Consider the following 21,719-nt stretch of genomic DNA (forward strand, 5'->3'; position numbering starts at 1 on the left):
GCCCCAGGCGCTAAGCCGGGCGGCCGGTGGCCACCGCGTAGAAGGCGACCGCGGCGGCCGCGCCGACGTTGAGGGAGTCCACGCCGTGCGCCATCGGGATGCGGACCCATTCGTCGGCGGCCCGCAGGGCGCCGGTGCTCAGGCCGTCGCCCTCGGCGCCCAGCATCAGCGCGGCGCGCTCCAGGCTGTGCGGGGCGGCCTCGTCGATGGCGGTGGCCTTCTCGGCCGGGGTGAGGGCGAGCAGCTTGAAGCCCGCCTCCCGTACGGCGGCCAGGTCCCGGGGCCAGCTCTCCAGTCGGGCGTACGGCACGGAGAACACCGCGCCCATGGAGACCTTCACCGAGCGGCGGTAGAGCGGATCGGCGCAGTCCGGGGAGAGCAGCACCGCGTCCATGCCCAGGGCCGCCGCGCTGCGGAAGATCGCTCCGATGTTGGTGTGGTCGTTGACCGCTTCCATGACCACGATGCGGCGGGTTCCGGCGAGGAGATCGGTGGCCGCGGGCAGTGGCTTGCGCTGCATGGAGGCCAGCGCGCCGCGGTGCACGTGATAGCCCGTCACCCGCTCGGCGAGGGCCGGGCTGACGGCGTAGACCGGGGCCGGGACCTCGTCGATGACATCGCGCATCACGTCGACCCACTTGGCCGAGAGCAGCATGGAGCGCATCGCGTAACCGGCGTGCCGGGCGCGCCGGATGACCTTCTCGCCCTCGGCGATGAAGAGCCCTTCCGCGGGCTCGCGCCGGCGCCGCAGCTCGACGTCGGTCAGGCCGGTGTAGTCGGCCAGCCTCGGGTCGTCCGGGTCGTCGACGGTGATGATTTCTGCCACGGGGAGATAGTGCCTTGTCGGTGTCGGGGTGCCAATGCCGCGTCGGGGGATCGGTTACCTGAGGGTAGGGGCGACGGCGACGACCTCGCCGATGACGATGACCGCCGGGGGGCGGACGCCCTCGGCCCGTACCGTCTCGCCGAGGGTCGCGAGGGTGGCGTCGACGCGGCGCTGGGCCGCGGTGGTCCCCTCCTGGATGACGGCAGCGGGGGTGTCGGCGGGGCGGCCGTGTGCGATGAGCTTGGCGGCGATGGCGCCGCTGTTCTCCACGCCCATCAGGACGACGAGGGTGCCGCGCAGCTTGGCCAGCGAGGGCCAGTCGACCAGCGAGCGCTCGTCGTCGGGGGCGACATGGCCGCTGACGACGGTGAACTCGTGGGCGACGCCGCGGTGGGTGACGGGGATACCGGCGGCGCCGGGTACCGAGATGGTGCTGGAGATGCCGGGGACGACCGTGCAGGGGATACCGGCCTCGGCGAGCGCCTGGGCCTCCTCCATGCCGCGGCCGAAGACGAACGGGTCGCCGCCCTTGAGCCGGACCACGGCCTTACCGGCCTTGGCGTGCTCGATCAGCGCGTTGTTGATGGCCTCCTGGGCCATGAAGCGGCCGTAGGGGATCTTCGCGGCGTCGATGACCTCGACATGCGGCGGCAGTTCGGCGAGCAGGTCGCGGGGGCCGAGGCGGTCGGCGATCACCACGTCGGCCTCGGCGAGCAGCCGGCGGCCGCGGACGGTGATCAGGTCCGGGTCGCCGGGGCCGCCGCCGACCAGGGAGACGCCCGGGGTGTGCGGGCGGCGGTGGTGCGGGGCGGCGAGGCTGCCGTCCCGGAGGCCCTCGACGATCGCGTCACGTACGGCGGCGGAGCGGCGCGGGTCGCGGCCGGTGAGCACGGCGACGGTGACGCCCTCGCTGCGGCCGGTGGCCGGGGTCCAGGCGGTGGCCGCCTCGGCGTCGTCGGAGCGTACGCACCACACCCGGCGGTCCTCGGCCTCCTGGGACGCGGCGGCGTTGGCCTCCGGGTCGTCGGTGGAGATCAGCGCGTACCAGGCGCCGTCGAGGTCGCCGTCCTGGTAGCGGCGGCGCTCCCAGCGGACCTCGCCGGCGTCGGCCATCGCCTCGACGGACGGGGTGGCGGACGGGGAGATCAGCAGGACATCGGCGCCGGCGGCGACGAGGGACGGGAGCCGGCGCTGGGCGACCTGTCCGGCGCCCAGGACAACCACCCGGCGGCCGGACAGCCGCAGTCCGACGGGGTAGGCAGCGTGTTCGGCGACGTGCTCAGCCATGGCGGTACGGCTCCTTGTGCGGATGATGCGGGTTCGGCGACCGGCGCAGCCGCTGCGGCTCTGGAGCGGCTGGTAAGGGGACGGCCCGGGGTGGCGGTACGGCCCCGGCCCACAGCCTATGGGGCTGCGGGCCGGGGGTCATGCGGAGGTCAGGGCCTGATCAGGTCTTCTCCGTCACTCCGGCGGAGTCGAAGGTGGCTACCTCGTGCATGGCGCGGGCGGCGCTCTGCACCACGGGGAGGGCGAGCAGGGCGCCGGTGCCCTCGCCGAGGCGCAGATCGAGGTCGACGAGCGGGCGCAGGCCCAGCTTGTTCAGGGCCGCGACATGGCCGGGTTCGGCGCTGCGGTGGCCGGCGATGCAGGCGGCCAGCGCCTCGGGGGCGATGGCGCGGGCCACCAGGGCGGCGGCGCCGGCGCTGACCCCGTCGAGGATCATCGGCGTACGCAGCGAGGCGCCGCCGAGGATCAGGCCGACGAGGGCGGCGTGCTCCAGGCCGCCGATCGCGGCGAGGACGCCGATGGGGTCGGCCGGGTCGGGCTGGTGGAGCTCCAGGGCGCGGCGGACCACATCGACCTTGCGGGCGTGCGTCTCGTCGTTGATGCCGGTGCCGCGGCCGGTGACCTCGACCGGGTCGACGCCGGTGTAGACGGCGATCAGTGCGGCGGAGGTGGTGGTGTTGGCGATGCCCATCTCGCCCGTGAGCAGCGCCTTGTTGCCGGCCGCGACGAGGTCACGGGCGGTGTCGATGCCGACCTCGATGGCCTTGAGCACGTCCTCCTGGGTCATCGCCGGGCCCGCCGTGAAGTCGGCGGTGCCGGCGCGGACCTTGCGCGGCAGCAGGCCGGGGGTGGCGGGGAGATCGCCCGCCACACCGACGTCCACGACACAGACCTCGGCGCCGACCTGGTTGGCGAAGGCGTTGCAGACCGCGCCGCCGCCCAGGAAGTTGGCGACCATCTGGCCGGTGACCTCCTGGGGCCAGGGGGTCACGCCCTGGGCGTGCACACCGTGGTCACCGGCGAAGATCGCGACGGCGGCCGGCTCCGGGATGGGCGGCGGGCACTTGCGGGACAGTCCGGACAGCTGCGCGGAGATGATCTCCAGCATGCCCAGCGCCCCGGCGGGCTTGGTCATCCGCTTCTGCCGCTCCCAGGCCTCGCCCAGCGCCTTGGCGTCCAGCGGGCGGATGCCCTGAAGGGTCTCCTGGAGGAGGTTGTGCGGGCTCTCGCCGGGCAGCGCGCGGCGGCCGTAGGTCTCCTCGTGGACGACCCAGGACAGCGGACGGCGCTTGGACCAGCCGGCCTGGAGCAGCTCGGGATCCTCCGGGAATTCGTCGACGTAGCCGATGCACAGGTAGGCGACGACTTCGAGGTGCTCGGGCAGGTCCAGTTCGCGGACCATCTCCCGCTCGTCGAAGAAGCTGACCCAGCCCACACCCAGGCCCTCGGCACGGGCGGCGAGCCAGAGGTTCTCGACCGCGAGCGCGGAGGAGTACGGGGCCATCTGCGGCTGGGTGTGGCGGCCGAGGGTGTGCCGGCCGCCGCGGGTGGAGTCGGCGGTGACGACGATGTTCACCGGCGTTTCGAGGATCGCCTCGATCTTCAGCTCGCGGAACTGCTTGGCGCGCGCCTTGGGCAGCGACTTGGCGTACGCCTCGCGCTGCGCCATCGCGAGCTGGTGCATCTTCTCGCGGGTCTCGGCCGAGCGGATGACCACGAAGTCCCAGGGCTGGGAGTGGCCGACGCTGGGGGCGGTGTGGGCGGCCTCCAGGACGCGCAGCAGCACATCGTTGGGGATCGGGTCGCTGCGGAAGCCGTTGCGGATGTCGCGGCGTTCGCGGATCACGCGGTGGACGGCGGCGCGCTCGGAGTCGTCGTACCCGGCGGCCGGTGACAGCAGGCCGTCGGCGACGTCGGACGTAGCGGCCGGGCTCTGCTGGTCGGCAGCCTGCGGCTGGTCGCCGCCTTCGCCTTCGCCCTCGTCCTCGTCCTCGCCGAGCTGGACGAGTGCGGCGGCGTCCTGCTGCTGGGGCGTCCCGTCGGCGTCGGCGGTGGGCTCGGCGTCGGGGGCGGGCTCGTCGGCGGGGGCCGCGGTCTGCGGGGCCAGGGCGTCGACGGGGGTGTGCTCGCCGGACGCCTGGGCCGGGATGTGGACGCTGACGGGCCGGGCTTCGGCGAGCGGCTCGGCGGGGGCGTCGGGCGTGGCCTCTGCGAGCTCGGCGGCGGCTGCGGGCGCGGCGTCCTCGGCGGGCTCGCCGGGGGTCGCCTCGGCCGCGGGGGCGGTCGGCTCGGCGGGGTTGTCGGCGGCGGCCGGGGCGGCCACTGCGGGCTGCTGCTCGGCGGGGGCGCCCGCGTCCTGCATCGCGGCCTCCGGGGCGGGCTCCTGGGTGGTCTGCTGCCCCGCGGCGTCCATGGGGGCGCCGGGCTGCGGCTGTTCGGCGGCCGGCTGCGGTGCCTCGGACGGCTCTATGACGGCCTGCTCCTGGGGCATACCGTCGTCCGTCGCGGGCTGGTCGACGGGGCCCTGGGGGGCGGTGTCGGACGTCGGGGCGACGGGCTCGGCGACCGGGGCGTCGGCGGCGGTGTCGGCCGGGGTGGCCTGGTCCGGGGTGACCGGGGCGGCTTCGGCGGGGGTGGCGGCCGCGGGGTCCGGCTGGGGCTCGACGGCGGCGGCGTCCGGCTGGGCCTCGGCGGCGGTCTCGGTGGCGACGGGCTCGGCGGCGGCCTCGGGCTGTTCGGGGGTCTGCTCGGCGTTCTGCTCGGTCTGCGGTGCCTGCGGGGCCTCGGCCGGGGCGTCGGCCGCCGGCTGGTCCGCTACGGGTGCCGTGGCCTGGCCCGGCGCTTCGGACGGGGCCGGGGCGTCGGTCGGCTGCGCCGGGGCCGAAGCCTCGGCGGCCTGTGCCGGTGCATGTGCCTCGGGCTCGGCGGGCACGTCCTGGTCGGCGGGCTGCTGGGGAGCCTCGGCGGCGACATCCTCGGGCTGCTGGGCATCCGGGGCGGGGGCCTGGCCGGGGGCGTCCTGCACGGGGGCGTCGGGCGCGGGCGCGTCCGGCACGGAGGCATCCGGCGCGGCGGCCTCGTGAACAGGCGCATCCGCAGCGGCGGCCCCCTGTACAGCGGCGTCCACAGCGGCGACATCCTGCACAGGGACGTCCGCAACGGCGCCGTCCGCAGCGGGAACATCCGCCGTGACAGCGTCCGGCGCGGCGCCCTCCACTACAGCGCCCTCCGCCACAGCCATTCCCTCCTGACCGGGCGCAACCGCATCCGGCACCGCGTCCGCAGCACCGTCCTGCGGCGCCATCGGCACCTCGGCCTGCGCCTCCTGCCCGGCCTCGGCGGTGGGAGCGGCGACGGGAGCGCCGTCCTCAACCTGCGCGCCATCCCCGGTCTGCCCGCCGTTCTCGACCGGCAGCGGCATCGCCTGTTCGACGGGCAGCGCCGCGTCCTGCGGGGCGGGCTGTACGGCCTCGGCGGGGGCGACGGGCGCCTCGGGGGCGACCGTTTCTGCAAGCGGGGCCGCGGGGGCCTGGGCGGCAGCGTCGTTCCACTGCGGCACCTGGGACGGGATCTCGCCGAGCTGCGGGCCGGGCAACGGGCCCTGGCCCGCTGCGCCGTAGGTCTGCTCGGCGTTCAACTGCCCGCCGTAGGACTGCTCACCGTACGAGGGCGCGGCGAAGGGCTGCTCGGCCGCCGCCACCTCCCCGGGGGGCTGCTCGGCGTACGGCAGGTCGGCGGCGGTCCGGGCGTCGGCCGCCGGGCCGGGCACGTCGGGCGTGGCCGGGGCCGGGGCGTCGAAGTATTCGGGGCCGCCCGTGGGGGGCCCGGCGTGCCGTGCGGCGGGGGGTGCGGGCACCTCGGCCGGTCCGCGGTCGGCGAGCGAACGGACCACGCCGCCGGTCGGGTCGGGAACCGGCGGGCCCATGTGCAGCGGGCGGCGCGGGGGCGTGGCGGGGGCTGCCGCGCGGGCCCGGTCCGGCTGCGGGGCCGCGGGCTGGGGGATGCGGACGGCGCCGAGGTCGACGGAACCGGAGTCCCGGCCGCCGCTCTCGTGGTCGCCGGTCGGGGCGGGCATCGGCTCGTAGCCGGTGGTCCCCTGGGCGGCCGCGTCGAAGGGGGCGCCCTGGGGGGCCGCACCGTGGAGGGTGTCCTGCGGCTGCGGGAGCGGCTGGTGCGCGGGCTGCTCGCTCCAGGCGCCCTGGGCGCCCGGCATCAGCAGATCGTCGTCCGCGACCGCGCCATCGGCCTGGCCGAGGTAGGGGTATTCGCCCGGAGTCGGCACCATGCCTGGCTGCTCCGTCGGTCCGGCGTCGGCAGGGGAGGGAGCGGCCGCCGGTTGCGGCTGCCCGGGATGTCCGCCTGCGTTCTCCGGCTGTCCCTCGCCCGGGACCTGGCCGGTGTCGGTCATGCGTACCCCTCGCCCATTGGTAGTGCTCCTTCCAACCGCTCGTGCGACGCGCTCGACCGGGGCGCGCCGACGCCCGATAGCTAGAACGAGCGAGCACGCCTCGCGGCACGTCCGCTCTCCAGAGCTTCATATTCGGCCAAAACCACAGCATTTTCCGGATATTGGCGTACGAAGCCGAATGCGGAACGGCGGCGCAACGATCCGCCAGCCTACCTCGCGCGGGTTGCCGTGCTGGTCACGGGTGAGGAACGCGATACCCGCTGAGAAGAAACACCACGGACCGCTCGCGTTCGACCCAGACGGATGTGTCCAGGTCCACGGACTGGAGCAGTGCGCACTCGACTTCGTAGCCGCCGTCGGCCAGCGCCCGGCCGAGCGATTCGGCCTCGTCGCGGGTGGCCGCGTGGGTGACGATCCGTTCGGGACGGCGGGCCGCGCAGGCGGTGAGCACGTCCGCTCCCCCGCCGCCGACCCGGATCACGTCGGGCTCGGGCAGGTCCTCCAGGATCTGCGGTGCCCGGCCGCGCACGACCTGGAGTTGGACACCGTGCCGGCGGGCGAGGGCGGTAGTGCGTGCGCAGGCGTCCGGGTCGGCGTCGACCGCGATGACGGCGGCGCCGAAGCGCGCGGTCTCCACCGCGGCGGCGCCGCTGCCCGCGCCGATGTCCCAGACCAGGTCGCCCACCTGCGGCCCGAGACGGGCGAGTTGCGCGGTGCGCAGCTGGACGGACTCACCCTCGCCCAGGGCGCCGCCGTAAGCGCTCGCCGGAAGTCCCCAGCCGCGCGGGCCCGTCGGGTGGCCTACCTCGTGACCGGCGATCCAGCCGGTGCCCTGCGCCGCGGCACCGGCGGGCGAACCGCCGATGACAATGACGACATTGGGGTCACGCCAGACATGGTCGGCGGCCTTGTCGGAGGTGAGGACGGTCACCTGCTCGCGTTCGGTGCCCAGTTCCTCGCAGATGACGAAGGTGCGGTGGACGCCGCCGAGCAGCAGAGCGAGTTCGGCGGGGCCGGCGCCGGGCGAGGTGAGCACCGCGACCTTGGTGTGAGCGCGGCAGACATTCACCGCGCGGCGCAGATCGCGGCTGTGGGCGACCACGACCTGGGCGTCGTCCCAGGGCATGCCGGCCTGCGCGAAGGCGGCCGCGACGGAGGAGACGGCCGGGACCACTTCCACTTCCAGGCCGTGCTCGGGGGCCCGCAGGGTGCGGACGACACCGAAGAAACCGGGGTCGCCGTCGGCGAGCACCACGGCGGTGCCGCGGTGCTGGGCGATACGGCGGGCGGCCAGGGTCACACTGCCGAGCCGGATCCGTTCGGCGTTCGGCGGCACTTCGGGAAGGGCGAGGTGGTGGGCGGCGCCGGCCACCAGCGTGGCGGCGCCGAGCGCGGCGCGGGCTGCGGCGGTCAGTGGAGAGCCGTCCCATCCGATCACCGTGACCCGGTCGGCCATGCTCGTCAGTCTCCTGGGGCTGCTGTGGTTACGCGGGCGGGGCGGCAGACAGGGCGGCCGCCGGCCGGTGGTGGTGCGCTGTTCCGCGCTGGTCGCGCAGAGGCGCGGCAGGCCGAGACTACCCCGTGCGGTACGGACCTGAGTGCGGGCGTGGTCAGTTCCACTCGGGGTAGCTGAATCCGTTCGCATCCGCCAGGCGGCCGGGGACGCCTTCGAGGTCCTCGGGCAGCAGGCTCCACACGATCAGATCGGTCCGGATGTCCGTCCAGCCGCCGTCCTCGGTGCGGCTGCGGGCTATGAAGGCGTTGCGCAGCACGCCCTCGCTGATGCAGCCGATCTTCTGGGCGACCTGCTGGGAGGCGGTGTTGCCGGCGGCGGTGCGCAGCTCGATGCGTTCGAACTTCCGGTCGTGGAAGAGCCAGTGGGCGACGGCGAGCGAGGCCTCGGAGGCATACCCCTCACCACGGGCCCAGGAGGCGACGACGTAGCTGATCTCGCTGGAACGGATCCGCCAGTCGGTGTTGCGCAGTTGGACCACGCCGACCAGGCGCTGGGTGAGGAACTCGGTGACCGCGAAATCGATCCCGTGGCCCGCCGTCCGCTCCGCGCGGGCGCTCTCGGTGGTCCAGCGGCGCGCGGCGTCCTCGGTGTACGGCTGGGGTATCGCGGTCCAGGCGGCGACCAGCTCGTCGTTCATCATCGCGGCGAGGGACGGCACATCGGCCTCCTCGAAGGGGCGCAGCACCAACCGGTCCGTGCTGATCGAGGTGTCCGGAAAGGTGGATGTCATACCGCTGCTCCCACGCCGTTGACTGTGGTGTCCGGACCGTCGCGGGCTGTGAGACCGCGAGGTCACGGGCCGTCTTGACCGTCTTGAGTGCACCAGCATGCAGCATGGGCGTACGGGTGTGCACGTGCGTGGGCCCCGGGCGCGCGCCGGGCGCGTCCGGGGCCTGCGGGCCGCCCGTGCGGACGGACGCCTTCCGGTGACCTGCGCGCGGGCGACTGCGTGTCTACACCCGCCCACCCCCCGAAGGGGGGTGGGCTGCGGGGAAAATACGGGCCGGCCAGGCGGCCGTCAGCTCCTGGCCGTCGGCAACCGTCAGCTCTTGGCCGGGCCGAAGGCCGGGATGACCGAGCCGTCCTTGTACTTGTCCTCGATGAACTTCTTGACCTCGGGGGAGTTCAGGAGCTTGGCCAGCTTCTTGACCCGCGGGTCGTTCTCGTTGCCCTTCTTGACGGCGAGGAAGTTGGCGTAGGGGTTGTCCTTCGTCTTCTCCAGGGCCAGCGCGTCCTTGGAGGGCTTGAGGTGCGCGCCGATGGCGAAGTTGCCGTTGATGATCGCGGCGTCGACGTCGTCGATACGCGGCGCGGTCTGTGCGGCCTCCAGCTCGGTGATCTTGACGCCCTTGTCGTCCTTGACGTCGGTCAGCTTGGCGTCGGAGCCGACACCGGGCTTGAGGGTGATCACGCCGTTGTCGGCGAGCAGCTTGAGCGCCCGGCCCTCGTTGGAGGGGTCGTTCGGGACCGAGACGGTGCTGCCGGCCTTGAGCTCCGAGAGCTTGTCGATCTTCTTGGAGTAGACGCCGAGCGGCTCGATGAGCACGTTCTGGACGGGCACGATGTGCGTGCCGTTCTCCTTGTTGAAGGTGTCGAGGAACGGCTTGTGCTGGAAGAAGTTGGCGTCGACCTGGCCGTCGTCGGTGACCTTGTTCGGGATCTTGTAGTCGTTGAACGGCTTGACGACCAGCTTGAGGCCCTCCTTGTCCGCCAGCTTGTTCTTGACGAAGTCGAGGATGGCGGCGTGCGGGGCGGGGCTCGCGGCGACGACGAGGGGGGCGTTCTTGTCGCCCTTGTCGCTGCTGGCGGTGGTGTCGGAGGGGGCCGAGCAGGCGCTCGCGCCGAGGGCGACGGCGGAGGCGGCGGCGACGGCTGCGGTGATCTTGAGGGTGTTGCGCACGAAGAGTGCCTCTTTCTTGTGTCACACGCGAGGGTTCCGCGTGAGGTCCGCCCGGCAAAGGGTCCGGGCTCTTGGGTGGAGCGGGTGGCTCCGGGATCAGGCGGCTTCGGTGACGGCAGCCGGCTCCCCGATGCGGGTACGGCGCAGGGAGGAGGCACGGGTGCCGCGCTGGGCGAGCCGGCGGACGATGCGGTCGCCGAGCACCTGGACGAGAGTGACCAGGAGGATCAGTTCCACCACGGTGGCGATCATCAGCGAGGTCTCGTACTGCTGATAGCCGTAGGTGTAGGCGAGGTCACCCAGACCGCCGCCGCCGACCGCACCGGCGATCGCGGAGTAGCCGATCAGCTGGATGACCAGGGTGGTGACGCCCGCCACCAGCGCGGGCAGCGCCTGCGGGAGCAGCACCTTGAAGACGATGGTCCAGGTGCCACCGCCCATGGCGTGGGCGGCCTCGACCAGCCCGTGGTCGACCTCGCGCAGGGCGGCCTCGACCAGCCGCGCGAAGAACGGGATGGCGGCGATGGCGAGCGGGACCACCGCGCCGGTCGGGCCGATGGAAACGCCGACGAGGAGCCGGGTGAAGGGGATCAGCACCACGATCAGGATCAGGAACGGGAAGGACCGCCCGATGTTGGTGATCGCGCCGAGCACCTTGTTCACGACGATGTTCTGGAGGACTGCGCCGCGCTGGGTCAGATGCAGCAGCACGCCGACCGGGATGCCGAGGAGCACCGCGTAGAACGCGGACCACCACACCATGAAGAGGGTGTCGAGCGTGCGGTCGTACAGCAGCGGCTGCATCTCGTTCCAGGTCACTTGGCACCTTCCTTCTGGAGCGCGGCGGCGGGCTCCGGGGTGGCCGGCCGGTCGGCGGGGCCGGCGGCGGTCGCTGCGGCGCTGTGGTCGACGTCCGCCACGTCCACCTGAAGGCCCTGCTCCCGGAGGAAGCCGATCGGTACGACGTTCTCCTCGAAGCGGCCGGGCAGCTCGATGCGCATCCGGCCGATCTGCTTGCCGCCGACGGTGTCCATGGCGGCGCCGAGGATCGAGATGTCGACGTTGTAGGTGCGCGACAGCTCGGAGATCACCGGGCGGGTGGCGGCATCGCCGTGGAAGGTGATGTCGACGACGGTGCGGTCGTCGGCGGAGGGCTCACCGCCGACCGGGAACAGCTCGCGGGCCAGCTCGGAGCCGGGGGTGGCGAGCAGTTCGGCGACGGTGCCCTGCTCGATGACGCGGCCGTTCTTCATCAGCGCGGCCGAGTCGCAGATCGTCTTGACCACGTCCATCTCGTGCGTGATGAGCACGATGGTCAGGCCCAGCTTGCGGTTGAGGTCACGCAGCAGCTGGAGGATGGAGCGGGTGGTCTCCGGGTCCAGGGCGCTGGTGGCCTCGTCGGAGAGCAGCACCTTGGGGTCGCCGGCCAGCGCGCGGGCGATGCCGACGCGCTGCTTCTGCCCGCCCGAGAGCTGGGCGGGGTAGGCCTTGGCCTTGTCGGCGAGGCCGACCAGGTCCAGCAGCTCCAGCGCCTTGCGGGAGCGCTCCTTGCGGTCGACCTTGAGGATCTCCAGCGGCAGTTCGACGTTGTCCTGCACGGTGCGTGAGGACAGCAGGTTGAAGTGCTGGAAGACCATCCCGATGTGGCTGCGGGCGGCACGCAGTCCGGCGCTGGCGCGCTTGCCGCGGCCGGCGATGGCGGTCAGTTCCTGGCCGGCGACGGTGACCGTGCCGGAGGTGGGGCGCTCCAGGAGGTTGAGGCAGCGGATGAGGGTGGACTTGCCGGCGCCGCTCTGGCCGATGACGCCGTACACCTCTCCTTCGCGGACGTGCAGATCGACGCCGTCCAGGGCGGTGACTTCGCGGTCTCCGGAACGGTAGACCTTGGTCAGGCCCGTTGTGGTGATCACAGGGAATTCCGTCACTGTCGAGTGCTCGGCGGCTCGCCCGCCGGGCACGGGGCATTCTTGCGAGTGCGGCAGGGGGGAACAGGGAGCGGCGGCGGGCGCGGGGCCCGGCTCCGGGTTCCGGTGACGCGGGGCGGCCGGGGGCGTCGGGAGTCCGACGTACGGCTCATGGCAGGGTCTCGCTTCGGGGCGCGAGGCTCAGGCGGGGGCCCTCAGCGGTCACACATTCGACACATGCAACGAGCACCGGGCGTCTGGTACGCCTCGGTCGCAGGGGTGCGGTAGCTCGTCGTGGTCATGCGGGCAGTAAACCAGACAGCAGTGCGGCCCGATCAAGCCAGTCCGGATTGCGGACACCACCGACCGACCCGTGGACAGCCTGTCGCACGGCGGGAACGATCTCGTCCGACCGGTCCGTGGCCTGCACTGATGCGGCGAGGCGTGGCGGGAGCTGGGGAGCGGCCTGCGGCGCGGGGGCCCGGTGCGCTGTGGTCAACGCCACGGCCGGCGTCCCGGCCGGGTGGCGGGACCTTTCGCCCCGGGGCGCCCTCCCGCGGGCGTGCGGACCGCGGTGGGGCCGGGCGCGGAAGCCCGCCCGCCGCCGTTTAGCATCGCCCCATGCCCCACAACCCCACGGCGCGCGGCCACGCCGTCCGGAGGCCCCGGTGATCGACGCGCTGACGATCGCGGTCGCGGTGACCGCTCTCGCCCTCGCCGCCTGGTGCGGCTTCGCGGCGTTCCGTGACCAGCCCACCAAGGACTGGCACTTCATCGGCATGGGCCTGGTGTCGCTGCTCGGCATCGTCCAACTGGTCATCGCCGTCGTGCAGTTGTCCCGCGGAGTGTCGCCGGACAAGGGCACCGCGCTGTTCGTTTCGTATCTGCTCGGGGCGGCCGCCTGTGTCCCGGCGACCGGCTTCATGTCGCTCTCGGAGCGGACCCGCTGGGGTTCGGCCACCGTCGCGGCGGGCGGCGTGGTGCTGGCCGTCCTGGAAGTGCGGCTGTTCGACATCTGGGGAGGCGGCAGTGCCTGAGACCACGAGGACCCCACAGCCCACCGAGGCCGGCCCGGCCCGGCGCTCCCTGGGCACCGGCCCCGGCCGGCTGCTGGTCGCGCTCTACGGCATCTTCACCGTCGCGGCCGCCTCCCGCTCGCTGTACCAGCTCCTCGCCCAGTTCGACCGGGCCCCGCTGGCGTACGGCCTCTCGGCGGGCTCCGCGCTCGTCTACGGGTTCATCACCTTCTCGCTGGTGCGCGGCGGCGAGGGCGCCCGCCGTGCCGCGTTCGCCTGCTGTGCGCTGGAGCTGCTCGGGGTGTTCGGCATCGGCACCTGGACGCTGCTCGACCCGTCCGCGTTCCCCGACGCCACGGTCTGGTCGGACTACGGCATGGGCTATCTCTTCATCCCGGTCTTCCTGCCCGTCACCGGGCTGCTGTGGCTGCGCCGGTCGCGTACGGAGCGAACGACGGCCTGAGGCCGCCCGGCGAACGAGCTGCGCCATCCGGGTGAAGAGCGGGCCCGCACCTCGTCCCGGGGCGGACGCCCTGTCTGACTGGAGTCCGACAGGCGTCCAGGGGGTTCGCCGGCGCGGAAACGGAGCGGGAAGATGCCGATCAGTCCGAACCAGGGTTCCACCGGCGGCGGTTTCGCGGCGACGCTCACCGGAACCGGTCTCGCCGGGGCCACGGTGGTGCGCTTCGGAAGCAAACCGGCCACCATCACGGCCACTTCGCCCACCTCGGTGTCGGTGGTGGCCCCCTCGGGAGCCGGTGTGGTCGACACCACGGTGACCACGCCGGGGGGCACCAGCAATCCGGTGCCCTTCCATTACGTCCTCCCGCCGGTGATCCTCGATGTCTCGCCGGCGTCCGGGCCCCTGGCGGGCGGCAGCACGGTCACCGTCACCGGACGCAACCTCACCACCGCCACGTCCGTGCTGTTCGGGGACACGGCCGTGACGCCGACGGTGCTGTCCGACAGTGAGCTCACCGCCGTCAGCCCGGCCCACGCGGCGGGCGACGTGGCCCTGGTCGTCACCGCGCAGGGCGGCACCGCCACGGCGTCCGGGACCTTCGCTTTCGTGGCCGCGCCGACCGTCACCGGCTTCAGCCCGGTGTCGGGTCTGGCCGCGGGCGGCACGCTGGTCGACATCACGGGCACCGCGCTGGCGACGACCACCGAGGTGACCTTCGGCAGCGTCCCGGCCACCTTCGCCGTCCTGTCCGACACCCGGGTCGCGGCCGTCGCGCCCAGCCAGTCCCCGGGCACGGTCACCATCACGCTCACCACCACGGGCGGCAGTGAGGCGGCCCCCGGGGGCTTCCTCTATCAGCTCTGATATCTGCCCTGACGAGGACGGATGGAGGCGGACCCGCTCCGCCCGGTGCGGGTCCGCTCCGGCCCTATGCCTGTGCGACGAGCTCCCCCGCGCCGGCCGGCTGGGGTACTTCCTTCTCCAGCGTGACCACGTTCAGCCGGGGTGTGCGCTGCTCGGTGCCCACGGGCACATAGCCGTGGCTGCGGTAGAGCCGCAGATTGCCCTCGCTGCGGTGGCCGGTGAACAGGCGGTAGCGGGTGGCCGAGCGCTCGGCCGTCAGCCGGCCCTCGACGGCGTCGAGCAGCCGGCCGCCCAGGCCGTGCCGCTGCATCCGCGGGTGCACGATGAGTTTGGCTATCCGCCCGGTGCCGTCCTCGTCGACCGTGCCGCGCACGGCGCCGACCACCTCCTCGCCGAGCCGGGCCACCACGACGCAGCCCTCGCCGAGTTCGGCCCGCAGTGCCTGAAGCGTCTGGGTGAGCGGCTCGATGCCGTAGTCGTCGTACAGCGCGGCTTCCTGCTGGTAGCAGAGGTACTGGAGCTTGAGGATCTGCTCGGCGTCCTGGTCGGTCGCCGCAGAGATGGTCACACTCGTGCCCATGCGCGTATGCCTCCCCTATTCGGTTCGCTGGTCCGGGCGCGGTGAGGGTGAGAGGGGTGCGCCCGGAAACGATGTGCCCTGACCGACGGCGCCGTGGGGTACCCGGCGCCGCCATGGCGGTGCTGACACCGCCTCTTCCGGAATCCCCGGCGGAGGGCGGCGGCAATCTTCGCCGCGAGCATTCTGCGCAGGCAATTGGGGCAAGCGGAACGGACCGGCACCCAGCTCCCCTGTGACATTCCCAACTCAGATGAGAATGCCGGGGAGATGGTGCCGGTCCGGGCGGCCGGGCGCCGCCGCGACGGCGGTCCGCGGCCGACGTCAGCGCTTGCGGAACTCCGCGGCGGCCAGCAGCGCGGTGTCGGGGTTGTCGGAGAACAGGCCGTCGATACCGGTCCCGAGGTACGCCTTGAACACCCCGAGGGCGTCGCCGTAGGCGTTCGGGTCGGTGCCGCGGCGGTAGTCGGCCGGCAGGAAGCTGTTCTCGTTGCGGACCGTATACGGGTGCAGGACCAGTCCGGCGGCGTGTGCGTCCTTGACAACGGACGTGGGCTCGCCGAGCTTGCCGTCCTTGTCCCGCGGGATGATCACGGTCAGGTCCGGTCCGATGCCCTGGGCGAAGCCGGCGAGCCACTTCAGGCCCTCGGGCTTGACCAGATCGGCGACCTTGCGCGGGTCGCCCGCCTCGGTGAAGTCCCAGGGCCGGGAGTCGAGCGTGGAGAGCAGCACGACCTTGGGGCAGTCGACGAGCTTGTCCAGGCGCTGGATGCTGCTGGGCTCGAAGGACTGAAGGAAGTTCGGGGAGTTCTTACGGTGCCGGCCGTGCGCGCGCAGCGCCTTGGCCAGCCGCTCCTCCAGGCCAAGGCCCAGCTTGCGGAAGTACGTGGGGTGCTTGGTCTCGATGTGCAGCCAGACGCGGCGGCCCCGCTTGCGGCCCTCGCGCTCGGCCCAGCGCAGCACCTCCTCGAAGGTCGGCACCTCCCACACCCCGTCGTAGAGGGTGTTGTGCTGCCGGGTGCCCGGTATGCGCTCCTTGGCGCGCAGCGTCTTGAGTTCGGCGAGCGTGAAGTCCTCGGTGAACCAGCCGGTCAGCTTCACCCCGTCGACGGTCTTGGTGGTCTTGCGGTCCGCGAACTCGGGGTGCGCGGAGACATCGGTGGTGGCGGTGATGTCGTTCTCGTGGCGGCAGACCAGATGCCCGTCCTTGGTGGGGACGAGGTCCTGCTCGATGACGTCCGCGCCCATGTCCAGGGCGAGTTGGTAGGAGCCGAAGGTGTGCTCGGGGCGGTAGCCGCTGGCGCCGCGGTGACCGACGATCAGCGGTACCGGCAGCTCCTGGGGCACCCCGGCCCGGCCGGCCGCGCTCGCCTGGCCGGCTGCGCCGAACACCGCCGCTCCCGCGCCGAGGGCCGCGGCCCCCAGTACCGTCCGCCGTCCCGGCTGCTGGCCCTTGTGCATGCGCGCTCCTTGTCTGAGGCATTCTCTGGTATTCCGGGTGCTTCCGGGTGTTTTCCGGCGTGCGGTGAGGCGTGTTGCACACCGGCCCACGGAACCCGGCCGATCGTAGGCACGGACGGGTCATGCCGGGGAGACGGACGACAACATCGGGGGGAAGATGGTGGTAACACACGTCAACTGTGCGTATCGACCTCGTGAACCCGATGTGCGCGCGGGAGTAACCCGCGAGTATGGTCCTTGGCTGCGCAGAGTTCTGCGTGCGCTTGACCTTGACCAGCCACGACCCGGAGGGCCCGTTGTCCCGCATTGTGCTGAAGGCGATTCTCGGATTCGTCATGCGTGTCCTCTACCGCCCGAAGGTCGAGGGCATGGAGCGCATTCCGGCGACCGGGCCGGTGATCCTGGCCGGTAATCACGTCACCTTCATCGACTCGCTGTTCCTGAGCCTGGTGGTCAAGCGCCCGGTGTACTTCATCGGCAAGGACGAGTACGTCACCGGCAAGGGCGTCAAGGGCCGGCTGATGGCCTGGTTCTTCACCAGCGCCGGCATGATCCCGGTGGACCGCGACGGTGGGCACGGCGGGGTCGCGGCGCTGATGACCGGCCGCCGGATCCTGGAGGAGGGCAGCGTCTTCGGCATCTACCCGGAGGGCACCCGCTCCCCCGACGGCCGTCTCTACCGCGGGCGTACCGGCATCGCCCGGCTCACCCTGATGACCGGTGCGCCGGTCGTCCCGTTCGCGATGATCGGCACGGACAAGGTGCAGCCCGGCGGCAAGGGCCGCCCGCACATCGCGCCGGTGACGGTGCGCTTCGGTGAGCCGCTGGACTTCTCCCGCTACGACGGTATGGACCGTGACCGCTATGTCCTGCGGGCCGTCACCGACGAGGTGATGAGCGATGTGATGGAGCTGTCCGGCCAGGAGTACGTCGACATCTACGCCACCAAGGCCAGGGCCGCCTGACCCGTCCGCCGTGCGCCGGGCCCCATCCGTTCTCCGGATGGGGCCCGTTGCCGTATCCGCTGCGGTGCGGGCGGGTCAGCAGGGCACCCGGAAGCCGCCGGGGGCGCGCTGGCCCTCGGCGCCGCCGGTCAGCGCCGTACGCAGGGCCGCCTCGGGCCGCGGCACCATGCTGCCGTCGGGCTGGAGCAGCTGCTGGCGCTGGGTGACGGTGCCGGTGCGGGCGCCGGGCACCCCCGCGTTCTTGACCGCCACCCGGTTCAACGGGGCGGGCTTCAGCTGCTTCTTGGCGCGGATGAAGGAGACGAAGCTCTCGAAGTCACGGGTGTGCCGGACCGGTGCGGTGAAGCCGGTGAAGGCGCTGAAGCCGTCCTGGTTGATGAGGGTGTAGGAGGGGGCGGCGAGCCGGTAGCGGCGGGTGAGGTCGAGGGCGGTGCCGTCGATGAACACCTCGGCCGGGTCGATCCGCCGGCCGACCGCTCCCGCGGCGTCGAAGGTGTAGCGGACGTTGGCGGAGACGGCCAGCGGGGAGAAGCCGAGGCCGCCGCCGGCGGTCGGGGCCCACTGTTCCTCCAGGGCGTCGTGCAGCTGCCGGCCGGTGACGGTGACGGTCATGATCGGGTCGCCGAAGCCGACGGAGTTCCAGGCCTGCGCGAAGGTGACGGTGCCGCCCGTCTCCTCGTCGCGGATCAGATCGCCGGCGATCACGGCCTGGCCGACGCGTGGCGCGACCGCGATGACGGCGAGGTCCGCGGGGGTGTTGGGGTGGTCGGCGGGATCGTCCATCGGGCCGTGCGGCTGCCGGCCCGCCCACAGCGCCCAGTCGGCGACGAGGTTGCCCATGGTGGACTCCCCCACCGCGTTGCGCCGCCGGGTGAAGGAGGCGGTCTGGGTGCCGAGGCGGCTGCGGGCGCGCCGGCTGCCGTAGTCCGCCCAGTAGCCGGCGATCGACTTCAGGTCCGGGTCCGGTGTGACATCGCGGGTGTTGGGGTGGTTGGTGGCGGTGGTGAGCTCCCGGATCACCGCGCCGGTGTCGGGGTCGAGGCGCAGATTGATCTCGTTGACGAGCTGGCCGTAGCAGCCGGCCTCGACGAACGGCCGGGGCACGCCGTCGGGGTCGGGCAGCATCATCGTGAAGGCGCAGTGCCAGTGGCCGGTGACGATGGCGTCGATGTCCGGGGAGACGCGCAGCGCCAGTTCGTAGGCGGGCCCCGAGGGGTTGCTGCCGCTGGAGAAGTCGCTGCCGGCCACCGCGCCGTCGTGCATGCTGAGCACGATCGCCCGGACACCGCGGGACCTGAGCTCCGCCGCGCAGCGGTTGGCGGTCTCCAGCTCGTCGAGGGTGCGCAGTCCCGGCTGGTAGGAGCCGGGGAAGGACTCGGTGCCGATGGCGGTCAGATGGATGAAGCCGACCGGCAGCCGGCGGCCGCCGCCGGCGTCCACGTACTCGATGTTGTACGGCGGCAGCACGAGCTCGCCGTTCCCGTTCCACACCATGTTGGCGCTGTAGTAGGGGAACTTCGCGCCCTGGAAGCGGCGGCCGGTGGAGTCCTCGAAGTCGTCGTCGCGGCCGACGACGGGGAAGCTGTCGCCGTCCTCCATGTGGGAGGTGAGGAACTTCGCGGACTTGTCGAACTCGTGGTTGCCGGCCGAGGCGAAGTCCAGGCCCATGGCGTTGAGGGCCTCGATGGTGGGCTCGTCGGCGAAGGTGGCGGCGTCGAACTCCCAGCCGGAGAAGAGGTCGCCGGGGGCGAAGAAGAGGGAGTTGCGGCGGCCGGCGCGCAACCGCTCCAGGTGGGCGGCCATATAGGCGACGCCGCCCACGGTGTAGGTCTTTCCGCCGGCTCCGGTGATGATCGAGTGGGCACCCGGGGCGCCCTGGAGATAGCCGTGCAGGTCGGTGATGTTGAGGAGCTGGACGTCGACGTATTCGTCGGCGGTGGCCGCGTCGCGGGCGTGGCCGGTGGCGTAGGCGTTGCTGCCGATGGCGCTCGCGGTGGCCAGGGCCCCCGCGGCGGTGAAGAAGGAGCGTCGTCCGATGTCGCGCACTGCGTCACTCTCCTGAGCGGGCCGTCCGTGAGGGGACGACGGGAGAGTCAAGCAAGCCGCTCCGGACGGCCGGTCACCAGGATGCGTACCGGGCGTGAACGGGCGGGGGACAGTCGCCCCCAGGGCGTGTCCCGTGGATCATGGCGGGTGCGGGGACCGTGATCCACAGGACACGCCCTGGGGCGCGGTGGGTGCCCGCCGTCCGGCGGAGCGGCCGTACCGCGTTACGGGCGTTCCGCCGGGTCGCCGGCCGCCGCGCCGGAGTCGCCCCCCGGCTTCGCCGCGGCCGTGGAGAGCGCCGCGGGCCCGGCCGGGGCCGGGCCGGACGCCAGCTCCTGGCCGCGGAGCAGGAACCACGCGGCGACGGCGGCGGACAGCAGGACCACGGCGCCCACCCCGGCCGCGACGTCGACCCCCGCGACGAAGGAGTCCTGTGCGGCGCTGACCAGCGCCGCGCTCTGGTCGGCGGGGAGTTGGCCGGCCGTCTCGACGGCGCCGCCGAGCGATTCACGGGCGGCGGTGGTGGCGGCCCCCGGGATCCCCGGCGGCGCGGCGAAGCCCCGGTAGATGCTGGTCACGATGGAGCCGAGCAGGGCGATGCCGAGCGCGGCGCCCAGTTCGTAGGCCGTCTCGGAGACCGCGGAGGCGGCGCCCGCCTCCTCCTTGGGCACGCTGGAGAGGATCACATCGGCGGTGACGGTGAACGAGAATCCGGCGCCGACGCCGACGACGAAGAGGATCACGCACATCGCGGCGGTGCCGGTGTCGGCGTGCAGCGTGGTGCAGCCGACCAGCGAGAGTCCGACCACGGCGAGGCCGCCGGCGACCACGAGCCGCACGGTCAGCCGCCGGGCGACCCAGCCGGCGGCCAGACCGGCGCCCACCGCGCCGATCGCCGCCGGGAGTTCGACGAGCCCGGCGTTCAGCGGCGAGCGCAGCTGCACCATCTGGAGGAACTGGGAGAGGAAGAAGACCAGCCCGGACAGCCCGAGGATGGTCAGCAGATCGGCCAGCACCGCTCCGGAGAAGCCCCGGTGGTGAAAGAGCTTCATGTTCAGCAGCGGCGAGGGGAGGGTGAGCTGCCGGCGGACGAACACGAACAGGGTGAGCACACCGACGGCGGCCGACAGGGCGATGTCCCAGCGGTAGCCGTGCACCGCCGCTTCCTTGATGGCGTAGACGACGCAGACGATGCCCACCAGGGCCAGCAGGACGCTGGGGATGTCCCAGGGGCCGGGGTCCGGATTGCGTGACTCCGGGATGACCTTGGCGCCTACGGCCACCAGCAGCGCCATCACCGGCAGGTTGATCAGGAAGACCGAACCCCACCACAAGTGCCCCAGCAGAAAGCCGCCGAGGACCGGGCCGACGGCCATACCGGCCGAGGCCATGGCGCCCCAGATGCCGACGGCCAGACTGCGTTCCTTGGGGTCGTGGAAGAGGTTGCGGATCAGTGCCAGCGTGGACGGCATCAGCGTCGCGCCGGCGACGCCCTGGAGCGCCCGGGCCAGGATCATCATCTCGGGCGTGCTGGCGTACGCGGCGAGCACCGACATCGCGCCGAAGCCGACGGAGCCCAGCAGCAGCAGCTTCTTGCGGCCGATGCGGTCGCCGAGGCTGCCCATGGAGACCAGCAGCCCGGCGATGACGAAGGAGTAGATGTCACCGATCCACAGCAGCTGCGTGCCGGAGGGCTGGAGGTCTTCGCTGAGGAAGGGGGTGGCGAGGCCGAGGACCGTGGCGTCGACGCCGACCAGGAGGACGGCGAGGACGAGGACGGCGAGCGCGAGCCAGCGGCCCGGCCGGGGCTGGTCGTCCACATGGGCCGAGCCGGCCGGTCCTGACGCTATGGTCTCGGTCATTTCTCCATGCTCCGTCGGATGCCGCCGAGCAGCAGCTCGGCGATCGAGTGGTGAAGGTCGTTACGGGCGACCCGCCCTTCGTGCACGGCCCAGGCGCCGGCGCCGATCAGTCCGTAGAAGGCCTCGGTGAGCCAGGCGGCGCTCAGATCGATCCGGAAGTCGCCCTCTTCCTGGCCGCGTCGGAAGAGCGCGCCGAGGCGGGCGTCGAGCTCGGCCCAGCCGGCGTTGATCTCGCCGTCCTCGAAGAGCTGGTTCTCGGTGAAGAGGAAGGCCAGTACGGCGGCGACCGGTTCGGCTTCGGCGATCAGCCGGCGCAGTGCGTCGGCGGCGTCCCCCTCGTCCAGCCGGGCCGCGTCCATCGCCTGCCCACACTGTGCGATGCCGTAGTCCTCCAGCGCTCTGATCAGCGCGTCCCGCCCGGCGAAGTGCCGGTGCAGGGTGGCGCGGCTGATGCCCGCGGCGCGGGCGATCTCGTCCATCGGTGTCGAAGCCCGCCGCGTGAGCAAGGCGGCGGCCTCCTTGAGTACCCGTTCACGATCCAAGGCCATGAGACACACACTAGCCGAATGAGACACGAATGTCTCACCAGCTCCTCCCACGCACACGACGGCGGCCCGCCCCCGG

Annotated in this window: 17 protein-coding genes; 4 read left to right on the forward strand and 13 right to left on the reverse strand. The window is 72.6% G+C overall.

Features of this window, described 5'->3' with window-relative positions:
• Positions 1–10: 10 nt before the first annotated feature.
• From CP981_RS07450 to CP981_RS07485, 8 genes are all read right to left on the reverse strand, one after another.
• A complete protein-coding gene (locus tag CP981_RS07450; RefSeq protein ID WP_085925968.1) occupies positions 11–826 on the reverse strand; it encodes a TrmH family RNA methyltransferase in 816 nt (271 codons plus the stop codon).
• Between the two features lie 54 nt (positions 827–880).
• Positions 881–2,113 carry a uroporphyrinogen-III C-methyltransferase gene (gene cobA / locus CP981_RS07455; protein ID WP_085925967.1) on the reverse strand — a complete coding sequence of 411 codons (1,233 nt, stop codon included), beginning with the start codon at positions 2,111–2,113 and terminating at the stop codon, positions 881–883.
• Positions 2,114–2,273: 160 nt separating this feature from the next.
• The gene (gene cobT / locus CP981_RS07460) at positions 2,274–6,521 is read right to left on the reverse strand and encodes a nicotinate-nucleotide--dimethylbenzimidazole phosphoribosyltransferase (protein WP_085925966.1); all 4,248 of its coding nucleotides are present in this window, start codon (positions 6,519–6,521) and stop codon (positions 2,274–2,276) included.
• Positions 6,522–6,756: 235 nt separating this feature from the next.
• A complete protein-coding gene (cbiE, locus tag CP981_RS07465) occupies positions 6,757–7,977 on the reverse strand; it encodes a precorrin-6y C5,15-methyltransferase (decarboxylating) subunit CbiE (protein ID WP_085925965.1) in 1,221 nt (406 codons plus the stop codon).
• A gap of 154 nt (positions 7,978–8,131) precedes the next feature.
• Positions 8,132–8,767 (reverse strand): GNAT family N-acetyltransferase, encoded by a 636-nt coding sequence (locus CP981_RS07470; protein WP_085925964.1) that lies wholly within the window; start codon positions 8,765–8,767, stop codon positions 8,132–8,134.
• Positions 8,768–9,079: 312 nt separating this feature from the next.
• Positions 9,080–9,937, reverse strand: coding sequence for a MetQ/NlpA family ABC transporter substrate-binding protein (locus tag CP981_RS07475; RefSeq protein WP_085925963.1), 858 nt, complete (start codon positions 9,935–9,937; stop codon positions 9,080–9,082).
• Positions 9,938–10,033: 96 nt separating this feature from the next.
• On the reverse strand, positions 10,034–10,756 hold the full coding sequence (locus CP981_RS07480; protein WP_085925962.1) for a methionine ABC transporter permease: 723 nt from the start codon (positions 10,754–10,756) through the stop codon (positions 10,034–10,036).
• Positions 10,753–11,847, reverse strand: a complete 1,095-nt coding sequence (locus tag CP981_RS07485; protein ID WP_085925961.1) for a methionine ABC transporter ATP-binding protein — start codon at positions 11,845–11,847, stop codon at positions 10,753–10,755. Before CP981_RS07485 ends, CP981_RS07480 begins: the two co-directional genes overlap by 4 nt.
• A gap of 662 nt (positions 11,848–12,509) precedes the next feature.
• Here CP981_RS07485 and CP981_RS07490 point away from each other — a divergent pair.
• From CP981_RS07490 to CP981_RS07500, 3 genes are all read left to right on the forward strand, one after another.
• Positions 12,510–12,878, forward strand: coding sequence for a hypothetical protein (locus tag CP981_RS07490; RefSeq protein WP_085925960.1), 369 nt, complete (start codon positions 12,510–12,512; stop codon positions 12,876–12,878).
• A complete protein-coding gene (locus tag CP981_RS07495; RefSeq protein WP_085925959.1) occupies positions 12,871–13,320 on the forward strand; it encodes a hypothetical protein in 450 nt (149 codons plus the stop codon). Before CP981_RS07490 ends, CP981_RS07495 begins: the two co-directional genes overlap by 8 nt.
• A gap of 132 nt (positions 13,321–13,452) precedes the next feature.
• Positions 13,453–14,184 (forward strand): IPT/TIG domain-containing protein, encoded by a 732-nt coding sequence (locus CP981_RS07500; RefSeq protein WP_085925958.1) that lies wholly within the window; start codon positions 13,453–13,455, stop codon positions 14,182–14,184.
• Positions 14,185–14,248: 64 nt separating this feature from the next.
• Here the strand turns inward: CP981_RS07500 and CP981_RS07505 are convergent, their stop codons facing one another.
• The gene (locus CP981_RS07505) at positions 14,249–14,764 is read right to left on the reverse strand and encodes a GNAT family N-acetyltransferase (protein WP_085925957.1); all 516 of its coding nucleotides are present in this window, start codon (positions 14,762–14,764) and stop codon (positions 14,249–14,251) included.
• A 321-nt stretch (positions 14,765–15,085) separates the two neighbouring features.
• On the reverse strand, positions 15,086–16,222 hold the full coding sequence (locus tag CP981_RS07510; RefSeq protein WP_085925956.1) for a glycerophosphodiester phosphodiesterase: 1,137 nt from the start codon (positions 16,220–16,222) through the stop codon (positions 15,086–15,088).
• A 296-nt stretch (positions 16,223–16,518) separates the two neighbouring features.
• Between CP981_RS07510 and CP981_RS07515 the strand changes: the two genes are divergently transcribed.
• On the forward strand, positions 16,519–17,187 hold the full coding sequence (locus CP981_RS07515) for a lysophospholipid acyltransferase family protein (protein ID WP_085925955.1): 669 nt from the start codon (positions 16,519–16,521) through the stop codon (positions 17,185–17,187).
• 75 nt (positions 17,188–17,262) lie between these two features.
• On the opposite strand, the gene CP981_RS07520 is transcribed toward CP981_RS07515, so the two are convergent.
• The 3 genes from CP981_RS07520 to CP981_RS07530 all read right to left on the reverse strand — a co-directional run bounded on the left by CP981_RS07520 (position 17,263) and on the right by CP981_RS07530 (position 21,643).
• Positions 17,263–19,233 (reverse strand): bifunctional metallophosphatase/5'-nucleotidase, encoded by a 1,971-nt coding sequence (locus tag CP981_RS07520; protein ID WP_085925954.1) that lies wholly within the window; start codon positions 19,231–19,233, stop codon positions 17,263–17,265.
• A gap of 224 nt (positions 19,234–19,457) precedes the next feature.
• Entirely contained in the window at positions 19,458–21,095 is a 1,638-nt protein-coding gene (locus CP981_RS07525) for an MFS transporter (protein ID WP_085925953.1), read from the reverse strand.
• On the reverse strand, positions 21,092–21,643 hold the full coding sequence (locus tag CP981_RS07530) for a TetR/AcrR family transcriptional regulator (protein WP_085925952.1): 552 nt from the start codon (positions 21,641–21,643) through the stop codon (positions 21,092–21,094). Before CP981_RS07530 ends, CP981_RS07525 begins: the two co-directional genes overlap by 4 nt.
• Between the last annotated feature and the right edge of the window lie 76 nt (positions 21,644–21,719).

Origin of the sequence: Streptomyces platensis (assembly GCF_008704855.1) — a bacterium.
Taxonomy (GTDB): domain Bacteria; phylum Actinomycetota; class Actinomycetes; order Streptomycetales; family Streptomycetaceae; genus Streptomyces; species Streptomyces platensis.